4 protein-coding genes (1 of these 4 running past the window's edge) are annotated in these 13,193 nt (G+C 69.4%); 3 read left to right on the top strand and 1 reads right to left on the bottom strand.

Annotated features, from left to right (window positions below):
• Nucleotides 1–33 precede the first annotated feature (33 nt).
• From VZL07_RS34630 to VZL07_RS34620, 3 genes are all read left to right on the top strand, one after another.
• Nucleotides 34–504 carry a Crp/Fnr family transcriptional regulator gene (locus tag VZL07_RS34630; RefSeq protein WP_426752210.1) on the top strand — a complete coding sequence of 157 codons (471 nt, stop codon included), beginning with the start codon at nucleotides 34–36 and terminating at the stop codon, nucleotides 502–504.
• A 384-nt stretch (nucleotides 505–888) separates the two neighbouring features.
• The gene (locus VZL07_RS34625) at nucleotides 889–1,671 is read left to right on the top strand and encodes a DedA family protein (RefSeq protein WP_426752209.1); all 783 of its coding nucleotides are present in this window, start codon (nucleotides 889–891) and stop codon (nucleotides 1,669–1,671) included.
• 554 nt (nucleotides 1,672–2,225) lie between these two features.
• A complete protein-coding gene (locus tag VZL07_RS34620; RefSeq protein ID WP_426752208.1) occupies nucleotides 2,226–4,898 on the top strand; it encodes a patatin-like phospholipase family protein in 2,673 nt (890 codons plus the stop codon).
• Here VZL07_RS34620 and VZL07_RS34615 read toward each other — a convergent pair.
• Nucleotides 4,885–13,193, bottom strand: partial view of a non-ribosomal peptide synthase/polyketide synthase gene (locus tag VZL07_RS34615; protein ID WP_426752207.1) — the end only. It continues 38,260 nt past the right edge of the window; the window shows 8,309 of its 46,569 coding nt (coding positions 38,261–46,569); the start codon falls outside the window, past its right edge; it ends in the stop codon at nucleotides 4,885–4,887. The two genes, VZL07_RS34620 and VZL07_RS34615, sit on opposite strands and share 14 nt — an antisense overlap.

Genomic DNA, 13,193 nt, shown 5'->3' with positions numbered 1-13,193 from the left:
GAGCCCACGCGCGGCGTGTTAGAGCACAGTTCCATGGCTCTCGTGCCTGCCACAACGCTCAAGGCGTGTCCGCTTTTCAAGGGCTTCACGGACACCGGCATCCAGATCTTCGCGGGGGTCGCCGTCGCGCGAGCGTTCCCCAAGGGGACCACGCTCTTTACCGAAGGCAAGACGGGGGAGTCGCTCCTCATCGTGGGAGAGGGCACCGTGCGCCTGAGCGCGAAGAGCGCCGGTGGCGAGGAGGTTGCCCTGGGCGAGGTCGGCGCCGGTGAGCCCCTGGGCGAGCTGGCCCTGGTGCAGAAAGGCGAGCGGCTGTGTACCGCCACCGCGGTCACCGACGTGTCCGCCCTGGAGATCCGCTCCGCGGACTTCCAGAAGCTCCTGGCCACCAAGCCGCAGGCCTGCGTGAAGCTGTTGATGGGAATCGTTGCGCACTTCGGACAGAAGGCACGCGACAACCGGGACATGCTCCGTACACTTATCGGGAAGGCGCCGGCGGCTTAGCTTCAGGCGGGGGCCTGGCTGGCTGGCTGCGGCAGGCGTCCCGGTAGGCATGGGTGGTCGAGGTTCCCACCTGCCTCGGTGGGCGTCGCGGGGCGCGTCGGGTCTCCTGGACGACTGGAATCCAGGTGGGCAGGCTGCCTGTTCAGGGGGCGCGACGCCGGGACAGTGGGTAGGTCGGCAGTGGCGGTCGGAGAATCAGCAGGGAACGCGGGCGCCGGAAACGGGCCCTGGAGGAGGCCGGGTACCAGGGGTTGTCGAGGCCGTATCCCCGAACCCGGAGTTTTGACGACCCGCGCCCGGTTGATGTCTGGGCGCTAGAGGGACAGTCCCCAGTGGTTGCACCACGGGGCAGGGCCCTTCGGAAGTGAACGGACGGGACGACGCGTGCAAGAACTTCTCACCAACCTCCTTGGCGACTCGCAGGGCTTCTTCGCCTATGCCACGGTGTTCGGCATCCTGGTGGCCTGCGGTCTGGGTGTTCCGCTGCCGGAGGACATCTCACTCATCCTGGGGGGCTTCCTGGCCCACAAGGGGGCCGCCAGCCTGCCGATGATGATGGTGGTCGGCTTCGCGGGCATCCTCGTCGGTGACAGCCTCATCTATCTCGCCGGCCGCCGGCTGGGCGGAAACCTGGGGCGGGAAGGAAAGGGCGGCTTCTTCGCTCGCATCGTCACGCCGGAGAAGCGCGCCAAGGTGGAAGGGCTGTTTGTCAAGCACGGCCAGAAGATCGTCTGCATCGCCCGCTTCATGCCGGGCGTGCGCGCGGTGACGTACTTCACCGCTGGCTCCGTGGGCATGTCCTACTGGCGCTTCATCTTCTGGGATGGCCTGGCGGCGCTGCTGTCCGCGCCCGTGTTCATCTGGCTCGGCTACCACTTCGGTGGGGAGCTGGACACGATGATCTCCAAGTTCAAGGAGGGCCAGTTCGCGGTGATGGGCGTGCTGGTGGTCGCCGCCATTGGCTACTTCGTGTGGCGTCGTAAGCGACAGGCGGCTCAGCGCGCACAGGCCACCGTCGTGGAGGCGGTGGCCGTTCCCGCGCTGGTCCATGAGTCGGTGGCCGCGCCCATGCGGACGCCTACGGCCGGGGCAGGTGAGCCCCTCTTCGTCGCCGCCGCGCCGGAGCAGGCCTCCGTGGACGGCTCGCGCGAGCTGCAGAAGTCGTAGTGCCTCCCGATGGGCGCTGGAGACGAGAGCCGCAAGGAGGCAATCCGGAAGCGGCTCCGCCTCGCCCGGTACCCTCGGCGGAGGGCCGCCGTGTTCTCCGACGAGAATGAGCACAATCCCTGGGTGCTCGAGGACTGCCACTCGTGCCAAGGCAGGGGCACGCACTGTCATGAGCGTGACGGCGTGTCCAGTCTGGAGCCGTGCGCGGCGTGTGACGGACGCGGAACCTCGGGTGACGTGGTTCGCTACTTCGACTGCGAACCTTCATGGCCGGGTGTCGAGGTCGCCGTGGATGCTCACGGTTGGGTCACATGCCCCCGGTGCCAGCGTCGATTCTCCACGAGACATCGCGACACCTGGACCGGCCGGCGCCATCTGACGTGTGGTCAGGCGCTCATGCTCGTCGCGGTGCCTCCCTCCGCTTCGGGTGGCTGAGGCGCTCACTGTCGGGGCTGAAGCGAAGGAGCGACAGATTCTTCCGTGGTTGCCGGGCTTCCGGGAACAGGGTCAGGATTGAGGGATAGCCTCACCTCGACCTTCTTCTGAGCCCGCTGATGCCCAAAGCCCTTCTCCGCGCCTGTGCCGTGGTCCTGCTCGCTGCCACCGGCTCCACCCAGGCGCAATCCGCGCCGGCTGTCCCTTCCAGGGATGCCGCCAATGCCGTAGCCGCTGATGCACCTCCGGTTGCGGCGCCGGCGTCCACCACCAACGCTCCGCCTCCGGATGCCCAGTCCGATTCCGCAACGGCCGACGCTCCGCCTCCGGAAGCGCAGGCCGATATCGGCATTGACGACGCCCAGGTGCCCGGCGCACCGGATGCGCCTCACGATGACGCCACGTCCGCGCCGCAGACTCCCGGCGACGCCGTCACAGAGGCCCCGGAAGGCGTGCCCCCGGACACGGCGGCGCCAACGAACGGCGGCGCCTTCGCGGACGACACGACGCTGGTGCCCGAGGGCACCCAGTTTCAGCCCGAGCACATCGAAGACCCCGTGCAGGCCCGCGCCCTGGCCGAAGAAACCGAGCGCAGCGCGCCGGCCCTGGTTGTCAGCGGCGGCATCAGCCTGGGCGCCTATCAGGCGGGGTTCATCTCCACGCTGGTCCGATTCTGGAGCGTCGCGCAGCGCGAGGGCACCGCGTCGGACCTGGGTAACCCCGCCCCGCGTGTCTGGACGGGAGCGTCCGCTGGCGCGGTGAACGCGTTGCTCGGCGGACTGGCGTCGTGTGACACGGCCTTCGCCCAACCGGAGTGGTCCCCGGAGGAGAGCCTGTTCTGGACGGTGTGGATCGACCAGCTCGACCTGGACCGGCTCCTCCCGAAGGAGTCGACGGGGCCGTCGCAGGGCACGCACCTCTTCAGCGAGCCGCACATGAAGGCAACGCTGCAGCTCATCCTGGAGAAGGCGCAGAAGGCCCGATTCAAGGAGGACTGCACCTTCGCCTACGGCCTCACGGTGACCAACCTGCGAGGACGCGACGTCCCGTTCGGCGCCGGCGGGCCGGAGTCGCAGTTCAAGTTGAAGCGGGTGACGGAGAAGCTGGTCGTCCAGGTCATGACGCAGGGCGAGGGGAAGCTCACCGCCCGGCTGCCGTTCCTCGAAGGCGCCGCGAGCGCGACGTCACCGTACATCGCCGTGAAGCCGGAGGAGCTCGTCTACTACCCGGCCCTGGGCGCGCAGCCGAAGGGCGACGGCGGACACGAGGTGTCCCTCGAGAACCTGCTGCTCACGCCCCAGGCCTCCGGCGCCTTCCCGCTTGCGTTTCCGCCGGTGCCCGTCTCCATGGCCTTCTTCGAGGAGACGCACTGGGGCGAGCCCGAGCCCCTGAAGCTCGTGGACGGAGGCGTGCTCAACAACAACCCCGTCGACCTGGCGGTGCGGCTCGGCTCTCGGTGGGTCGAGCGCAGCGCTTCGCGCGAGACGGTCCTCAACCGCGCGCGCTTTCCCATCGTGTACCTGGACCAGGACGTCGTCGGCTGGCAGTGGGCGTCTCCGCCCGCACGCCCCGAGGGCTCGCGCAGCCCATTGGCCGAGGCCTACTTCCAGTACCTGGGCAACGTGCTGAACGCGGCACGCGACAGCGCCGTGCTCAACACGCTGGAGCACGACATCAATCTGTCCGGGCGCATCAAGATTCCTCGCCGGACCACCGTCCTCCCATCCGAGTTCCAGTTCGCGATGATGGGCTTCTTCGACCGGCGCTTCCGGGAGCACGACTTCTACCGGGGCATGCAGGACGCCATCCGCTTCCTGTCGACCCAGCTCACGTCGACCCGCGCCGTGGACCTGCTCGTGCCGCGCACCGAGAAGGAGCGGCTGAGGGATCGCGAGCTGCGTGTCTTGAACGTCCTGGGCATCAGCTCGCCGGGCTTCCGCTGCGTCGTGGAGAACGCGTGTGACACCACGCCGGAGCTGGCGAAGCTCCGCAAGGCCACGGATGCCCTGACGCGAAGGGCGGAGGCCGGGCAGCTCGAGAAGGACAAGGTCGACGTGCTGCTCGCCGCGCTCGGACAGGTGGGCTACCGATATAGCGAAGGCGTCATGCAGGGGGCCGTGGCGACGGGAACGCGGGAGGACCTCGAGCCCGTCCGCCAGCGCGTGGGCACCGCCTTCCACAGCCTGGTGACACAGCAGAAGGGCAACCTGAAGATTCCGCTTCGGCCCGCGGGCGCGGTGTTCCTGGACGAGTGGCTGACGTACGCGAAGCCGAGCCACATCTGGACGCTCAGCGCCATGCGCCAGCGAGGCGTGGGCGTGGGCGTGGAGCTGCCATTCCTGGCCTCCGAGCAGGGACGGGAGGACTACGCGTACAGCCGCAACGAGTGGCGCTTCGGTGCCGTGCTGTCCGGGCTGGGCGTGCGCGACATGGACCAGCTCGTGCCGAACGACACGCGCATCCGGTGGGCGTCCCTGGGGCTGTACGTGGACTGCGTCTCCGACATGGATGGCTTCTCCGGCGCGATTCCGTTCCTCGACCTGGGGCCGTATGTCCGCTGGCGCGCCGGGCTCGGCGTATCCGCGGGCTACCTGAGCAAGCCGAACGAGCTGGCCCTCACGATTCCGGAGGCGCGGCTTGGCGTGGACCTGGCGGAGATGGTGGGCATGCGCCTCACGATGCCGCTCTACCTCCTCAAGAAGACGGAAGGAGAGCGGCGCCTGCACGGCGGGACGCCCAAGTACTTCAAGGAGCTGGGCCTGGGCGTCGAGGTGCTCCTCACCCGGTGGTGACCTTCAGCGCGGCCCCGAGCCGTTCCGCCAGCTCGCGGACGGCCGGGGTTCGCAGCAGGCTGAAGTGGTCTCCAGGCATGCGGTGCAGCTCGAGCCCCGCGCCCACGAGCGCGCCCCAACCGCCGTCCTCGGGTTGCCCCTCCGCGCCCTCCGTGGCCTTGAGCAACAGCACGCGTCCCGGGTTCATCGCCGGAGGTTGGTATCCGCGGGCGGCCTGGAGGTTGGCCTCGAAGACGCGGAGCAGGGCTCGCAGGTGCTCCCGGTCCATGCCAGGTGGCAATGCTCGCGCTCGTTGCCCCGCCTCCCAGAGTGCGTCCAGGACGGCTTCGGGTGAGGTGCTGGACAGCCGTGCGTCGTCCAGGGACAGGTCCTGGAAGGCGTTGCCCAGCAGGTCTCGCGCGAAGAGGAGCACGCGCTCGGTGGCCGTGGGGAGCGGTGCCGCGGCGTTCAGCGCGGCTGGCGCATAGGTGTCGATGAGCGCGAGCACGGCCACTGTCTCTCCGTGCTCGCGGAGCTGGCGGGCCATCTCGTAGGCGATGATGCCGCCCACGGACCAGCCGCCGAGCAGGTATGGCCCCACGGGCTGGACGGTGCGAATGGCCGCGACATAGGTGCTCGCCATCGCCTCCACGGTCTCCAGTGGGGGTGTGCTTCCGTCAAGCCCTCGTGCCTGGATGCCGTAGAACGGCCGCTCCGCGCCAAGCAGGCGTGCCAGCTCCGCATAGGCGAGGACATTGCCCCCAACGGGATGCACGCAGAAGAACGGAAGGTCCGTTCCACTCCGGCCTTCGCCGAACGGCACCAGCGTCGACTCCTGCCCGGCATCTTCCCGTCTCAGCAACGCGGCGAGCTGTTCGACAGTGGGGGCCTGGAAGATCGCAGCCACGGGGACCTGGCGACCCAGGCCTTCGCGCATGGCGCCAGTGAGACGCACGGCCAGCAGTGAGTGACCGCCAATCTCGAAGAAGTTGGCCCGCACGCTGATCGGGGCGATCCCGAGGACCTCTTCCCAGATGCGAACGAGCCGCAGCTCGAGCTCATTCGAGGGCTGCATGAGACTGTCCTGCGCCGCCCTCTCGCCGTGGGTTGGGGCGGGGAGGGCATGGCGGTCGACCTTGCCACTGCGGGTCAGGGGTAGGGTGGCGAGCGGCACGAAGGCGGCGGGCACCATGTACTCGGGCAGCCGCTGCTGGAGGTGCTGGCGCAGTGAGTCGCTGCTGACGTGCGCCTCTGGAGCCGAGATGACGTAGGCCACCAGTCGCTTGTCTCCGGGTGCGTCTTCTCGGGCCAGGACGACGGCGTCCCGGATGGCGGCGTGGGCGCGCAGGACGGCTTCGATTTCCCCCAGCTCGATGCGGAAGCCGCGCAGCTTCACCTGGAAGTCGAGCCGGCCCAGGTACTCCAGCGTGCCGTCCTCGCGCCAGCGGGCCTTGTCGCCGGTGCGGTACATCCGCTCGCCCGGCGTGGCCGCGAAGGGGTTGGGGACGAAGCGCTCCGCCGTGAGGTGAGGCTGGCCCAGGTACCCTCGGGCCAGTCCGTCTCCCGCGAGGTACAGCTCGCCCGCGGCGCCCACGGGCGCCAGTTGCTGGCGTTCGTCCAGCACGTACACCTGTGTCCCAGGCAGGGGCCGACCGATGTGGGGGACAGGGCTTTGGCTTCGGCGGACGGGAGCGGTGGTGGCGCAGACGGTGCTCTCCGTCGGGCCATAGGCATTGAATGCCACCGTGCGCTCTTCGTGGACCAGCCGGCTCCAGAGCGCCTGGGGCATGGCTTCGCCCGCGCAGACGATTCGAGCGGGGACGTGCGCCTTGTCGAGCAGCCCCGCCTGGAGCAGTAGCGTCAGTTGCGCGGGCGTGCAGTCCAGCACGTCCACGCGCTGCGCCTCCAGCCACGCGACCATGGCCTCCGGGTCCTTGCGCGTCTCCTCCGGCACCAGGCAGAGGCAGTCTCCATCCGCCAGGTGGACCAGCGGTTCGAGGGCTCCGTCGAAGTGCAGCGGCGCGTTGAGGCTGATGCGCTGTCCGCCCAGGCGGCTCGCCTGGAAAACCTGCGCGGTGGCGTGGTGCAGCGCAGCCAGGGAGCGGTGCTGGACCACGACGCCCTTGGGCGTGCCGGTGGAGCCGGACGTGTAGAGGACGTAGGCGGCGTTGTCGCCGTGGACATTCGCCGGGACGTCTTGCGCGGGCAGGGACGCAAGGTGCGCGCCTTCCGACTCGAGGCAGACGCAGTGCTTCACCTCCGGTTGCCACGCGTCAGCCAGGTGCCGGTGCGTCACCAGCACCGTGGACTGGCTGTCCTCGAGGACGAAGGACCTGCGCTGCGCAGGCGCCGCCGGGTCGATGGGCACGAAGGCGCCTCCGGACTTCAGCACCGCTAGCACCGCGACAATGGCCTCCGGTGTGCGCTCCAGGCACAGCGCCACCCGTGTCTCTGGCGCAACACCGAGGGAGCGCAGGTGTACGGCCAACTGGTTCGCCCGCGCGTTGAGTTGGGCATAGCCGAGGACCTCATCACCCAGCGTGACGGCAGGTGCCTCAGGAGTCCTCGCCGCCTGCTGCTCGAAGCGCTCGTGGAAGTGTGGCAGCTCATGGTTTGAGCGGCGCAGCATGCCGGTGTCCCCGTCACGTGCTGCGCCACTCCAGTCCAGCAGCAGGCGCTGACGCTCCGCCTCCGTGTGCAGGGGCAGGTCGGAGGTACGACGGTCCGGTGCCGCCACCGCCGCGTCCAGCAGCAGCGACAGATGCGTCATCATCCGCTCCACCCGAGCGGGCACGAACAGCTCCGTGCTGTAGATGCAGATGCCTCGGTACCCGTCTGGGGTGCGGACCAGGGACAGCTCCAGTTCGAACCTGCTGACGGCGTGGACCGGCTCAACAAGGTGCAGTGTCAGCTCGGGCAGCACGAGCTCGCTATCCGGAGCATTCTGCAGGGCAAACATCACCTGGAACAGCGGTGTGCGATCCAGGCCTCGCGCGGGCTGGAGCTCCTCCACCAGTCGCTCGAAGGGCAGGTCCTGGTGCTCGTACGCTCCGAGCGTGCTCTCTCGCACCTGCGCCAGCAACTGGCGGAAGGTGAGCCCGGGAGAGAAGTGCGCGCGCAGCACCAGCGTGTTGACGAAGAATCCGATGAGCCCCTCCGTCTGCGCGTGACGCCGGCCGGCGATGGGCGAGCCCACCAGCACGTCCTCTTGCCCGGAGTGGCGGGCCAGCACGCACTGGAAGGCGGCCAGCAGCACCATGAAGGGCGTGGCGCCCTCACGCTGCGCCAGCGCATCCACCGCTTCACTCAGCGCCCGCGGCAGGTGCACCGGCACGGACGCGCCCTGGTGTTTCAGGACAGCCGGTCGAGGCTTGTCGATGGGCAGCTCCAGCGCATACGGCGCACCGGACAGGTGCTGTCGCCACCAGTCCACCTGCCGCTGAAGCGCTCCACCCTGCATCCACGCGCGCTGCCACACCGCGAAGTCCGCGTACTGCACCGGCAGCGCCGGCAAGGCAGGGGCGCGCCCGGCACGGAACGCCTCGTAGAGCGCGGCCACCTCCCGCACCAGCACGCCCATGGACCAGCCATCCGAGACGATGTGGTGCATGCACACCAGCAGCAGGTGATCGGCAGGTGCGAGCTGCAGCAGGGTGACTCGCACCAGCGGCCCGGCAGTCAAGTCGAAGGGACGAAGGGCATCCTCATTGGCGCGCCTTTCGGCCTCCGCCTCTCGCTGCGCGACGTCCGGAATGCCGGACAGGTCCACCCGCTCCAGTGGCCGGGACTGCGGCGGATGGATGACCTGATGTGGCTTGCCGCCTTCCGCTCGGAACGTCGTCCGGAGCGACTCGTGCCGCTGCACCAGCGCCTCCACGGCATGTCGCAAAGCCTGGACATCCAAGGCCCCTGACATCCGGAGCGCCGTGGGGATGTTGTACGAAACCCCACCAGGCTGGAGCTGGTCGATGAACCAGAGCCGCTGCTGGGCGAACGACAGGGGAACCGGCCCTTCCCGCGTGGAAGGAGCCAGTGGCGGCATCCGGGTGGCGAGCGCAGCCGTCCCGAGGCGCTCGGCGAGGCCCGCCACGGTGGGCGCCTCGAAGAACGTCTGCAGGCCCAGCTCCACACCGAAGGACTCGCGGATACGCGCGACCACCTGCGTGGCCAGCAGGGAGTGGCCCCCCAGCTCGAAGAAGTTGTCCCGACGGCCCACGACAGGGACGCGGAGCAACTCCTTCCATATCTCCGCCAGTTGGACCTCCGTGGGCGTGGCGGGAGGCTCGGCTTCCCGCGCGTGGCCCACCTGCGCGCCGTCGGGTCTGGGCAGTGCCTTGCGGTCCACCTTGCCGCTGGGCGTCTGGGGCAAGGCCTCCAGCGGCACGAAGGTCGCGGGCACCATGTACTCCGGCAGCCGCTGCAGGAGGAATCCACGCAGCGCCTCGATGGACAACGAGTCCTCCGCTTCGGCCACCACGTAGGCCACCAGCCGCTTGTCACCGGGCACGTCCTCGCGCGCCACCACCACCGCGTCCTGCACGAACGGGTGTTCGCGCAACGCCGCTTCGACCTCGCCCAGCTCGATGCGGAAGCCGCGCAGCTTCACCTGGAAGTCCAGCCGGCCCAGGTACTCCAGCGTGCCGTCGTTGCGCCACCGGACCTTGTCGCCGGTGCGGTACATCCGCTCGCCTGGCGTCGACGCAAAGGGGTTGGGGACGAATCGCTCCGCCGTCAGGTCCGGGCGCCCCTGGTAGCCACGGGCCACGCCTTCTCCCGCGAGGTAGAGCTCACCCGCAACGCCTCGGGGCGCCAGTTGCTGGTGCGCATCCAGGACGTACACCCGCGTTCCCAGGATGGGGCTTCCGATGACGGGAACGGGGCTTTCGTTCTGCCGGATGCACGCGGCGGTAGCGCAGACGGTGCTCTCGGTCGGGCCATAGGCGTTGTACGCCGTCGTGCGCTCCGCGCGAGCCAACCGGTGCCACAGTGCCGGGGGCATGGCTTCGCCCGCGCACAGCATCCTCATGGGCACGTGCGCCCGCTCCAGGAGTCCGGCATCGAGCAACTGCGTCAGCTGCGCGGGCGTGCTGTCCAGCACGTCCACGCGCTGCGCCTCCAGCCACCCGACCAGGGCCTCCGGGTCCTTGCGCGTCTCCTCCGGCACCAGGCAGAGGCAGTCCCCGTTCGCCAACTGCACGACCGCCCCGATGGCACCGTCGAAGTGCAGGGGCCAGTTGAGGGCAATCCGCCTCCCGGTGCGTTGTTCCGCCGCGAAGAGACGCGTGAAGCCCTGGTGCAGGGCGCTCAGGGAGCGGTGCTGCACCATGACGCCCTTGGGCGTGCCCGTGGAGCCGGACGTGTAGATGACGTAGGCCAGGTCCTGCTCCCGTGCGCGCGACACGACGTCCGTCTCCGGAAGCGACGCCAGGTGCGTTGCCTCCGTGTCCAGGCACACGACGTACCCGAATGCGGGTTCCCACTCATCGGCCAGGGACTGCATCGTGAGCAGGATGGCCGCGGTGCAGTCCTGGAAGACGAAGGACTTGCGCTGTGCCGGCGCGGCCGGGTCGATGGGCACGAACGCACCGCCGGCCTTGAGCACCGCGAGCAGCGCGACGATGGCCTCCGGCGTCCGCTCCATGCACACGGCGACGCGCGTCTCCGGGACAACGCCCAACGTCCGCAGGTGCGCGGCGAGCTGATTCGCCCGGGCGTTGAGCTGGGCAAAGGAGAGCGCCGTGTCGCCCAGCACCACGGCGGCGGCCTCGGGCGTCCGTGCGACTTGCTGTTCGAAGCGCTGGTGGAACAACGCGCCAGGGGAGGACGCCGAGGCAGCGGCGACGCGCCCCTCCGCCAGGAGTTGCTGCTCCGCGGCCGTCATCATGGGAAGCGAGGCGAGGCTCGCGTCCGGATCGCCGAAAAGGCCCTCCAGCAACTTCCGGTAGTGCTCGAACAGCCGCTGGGCCGTGCTCGCCTCGAACAGGTCGGTGCTGTACCTCAGTGTTCCGGAATACCCCGCCACTGTGCGGGACAAGTCCAGGCCCAGCTCGGCCAGGGCCACGCCCGCATCCCCGAGGTCGGCGCCGCGCACGGTCAGGTCGGGGAGGACCAACTCAGGGACGGGCGCGTTCTGCAAGGCGAACAGCGCTTGGAACAAGGGGGGACGGCTCGCGTCCCGCGTGGGCTGGAGCTCCTCCACCAGTCGCTCGAAGGGCAGGTCCTGGTGCTCGTACGCCCCCAGGGTGGTGGCCCGTACTTGCGCCAGCAACTGCCGGAAGGTGAGCCCCGGGCTGAAGCGCGCGCGCAGCACCAGCGTGTTGACGAAGAACCCGATGAGTCCCTCGGTCGCTCCCTGGGTGCGGTTGGCGATGGGCGAGCCCACCAGCACGTCATCCTGGCCGGAGTGGCGATGGAGCAGGAGCTGGTACACGGCCAGCAACACCATGAAGGGCGTAGCGCCCTCGCGCTGGGCCAGGGCTTCCACCTTCTGCGTCAACTCCAGTCCCAGTCCCACGTGGAGCGTCGCACCCCGGTACGAATAGACCGCCGGGCGCGGCTTGTCGGTGGGCAGCTCCAACGAATGCGGCGCACCGGCCAGTTGCTGCTTCCACCAGCCGAGCTGTTCCTGCAGCCGCCGTGCGAACGCGTCGGAGCGCTGCCACACGGCGTAGTCCGCGTACTGCACCGGGAGCGGCGGAAGCGGAGAGGGCCGCCCCTGACGAATGTCGCCGTAGAGCGCCGTGAGCTCACGCACGAGCACGCCCAGGGACCAACCGTCGGAGACGATGTGGTGCAGGTGCAGCATCAGCATGTACTCGCGAGCATCCAGGCGCAGCAGCAGCGTGCGCAGCAATGGCCCCTTCGTGAGGTCGAAGGGACGCCTGGCTTCTTCGATGGCGAGGCGTACCGCTTCGCTCCGCCGGAGTGACGGGTCCGCGAGGTGCGTGAGGTCCACGCGCTGGAACGGCACCGCCAGGGTGGGGTGGATGACCTGAACGGGCTGCCCCGACACGGCGCGGAAGGTGGTCCGCAAGACTTCGTGGCGCTGGACCAGTTCCTCCAGGCTCCGCTGGAGCGCCGGTTCGTCCAGCGCACCGTCCAGTTGAAGCGCGATGGGGACGTTGTAGAGGGTGTTGCCGGGTTCGAGCTGGTCGATGAACCACAGGCGCTGTTGCGGGAACGACAAGGGCAGGTCCCCGGTGCGCGGTGCCTTGGCCAGCGTCGGCGCGCGGGGCGCTGAAGTCAGCGCCGGTCCGAGGTGCTCGGCCAGCCCGGCCACGGTGGGCTTCGCGAACAGGTCGCCCAGGGGGAGGTCCACGCCCAGGGCTTCACGCACGCGCGTGACGACCTGCGTGGCCAACAGGGAGTGCCCACCCAGCTCGAAGAAGTCGTCATGGACGTCGACCTGCGCGGTCCCCAGGACGTCCGCGAAGATGAAGGCGAGCTGCGCCTCCAGGGCATTGCGAGGTGCACCCTCGGATGCCGGAGCCAGGGTGGGCTTCGGGGCCTCCGGTCTGGGCAGGGCGTTGCGGTCCACCTTGCCGTTGGCGTTCAGCGGCAGCGCGGGGAGCGCGACGAAGGCCGAGGGCACCATGTAGTCCGGCAGGTGCTTCTGGACGAAGGTACGGAGGGCCCCCAGGTTCAACGGAGCCGGTGCCTCCGAGACCACATAGGCCACGAGCCGCTTGTCGCCGGGCGTGTCCTCGCGCGCCACCACCACCGTCTCCTGGACGCCCGCGAACTGGCGGACCACGGACTCGATTTCTCCGGGCTCGATGCGGAAGCCCCGCAACTTCACCTGGAAGTCGGTGCGGCCCAGGAACTCCAGCGTCCCGTCCGGCCGCCAGCGGGCCTTGTCGCCCGTGCGGTACAGCCGAGCCCCAGGCGTGGTGGCGAAGGGATGCGGAATGAAGCGCTCGGCAGTCAGCGCGGGCTGGGCGAGGTAGCCCCAGGCCAGGCCGTCACCGCCGACGTACAGCTCGCCGGGGACGTCCGGCGGGACGGGGTTCAGGTCCGCATCCAACACGTAGGCGGTGGAGTTGGAAATCGGCCGGCCAATGGGCACGGACCGGCCGACCCGATCTCCCGACCGGAGGGCCTGCGTCGTGGAGAACGTCGTGTTCTCCGTGGGGCCGTAGCCGTTGATGACGACAGCTTCCGGCGCGAGGCGCGCGAGGTGCTCCCGCACACGGGGCACGGACAGAACGTCGCCTCCCGCGAGCACCTGTCGCACCTGGGCCAGGGCGTCGCCCTGGCTCGACGCCACCTGTTCGAAGAGGGCGCTCGTCAGCCACAGCGTGGTGATGCCCTCGCGGA

The sequence above is a fragment of the Pseudomyxococcus flavus genome, from assembly GCF_050038885.1.
GTDB lineage: Bacteria > Myxococcota > Myxococcia > Myxococcales > Myxococcaceae > Myxococcus > Myxococcus flavus.
Note: the sequence above shows the minus strand (reverse complement) of the source record. Positions and strands in the feature narration are given on the sequence as shown.

What these genes read in the sequence shown, in the direction of transcription:
- VZL07_RS34620 (WP_426752208.1), top strand. Translation starts at nt 2,226, where the DNA reads ATGCCCAAAGCCCTTCTCCGCGCCTGTGCCGTGGTCCTGCTCGCTGCC.
- VZL07_RS34630 (WP_426752210.1), top strand. Translation starts at nt 34, where the DNA reads ATGGCTCTCGTGCCTGCCACAACGCTCAAGGCGTGTCCGCTTTTCAAG.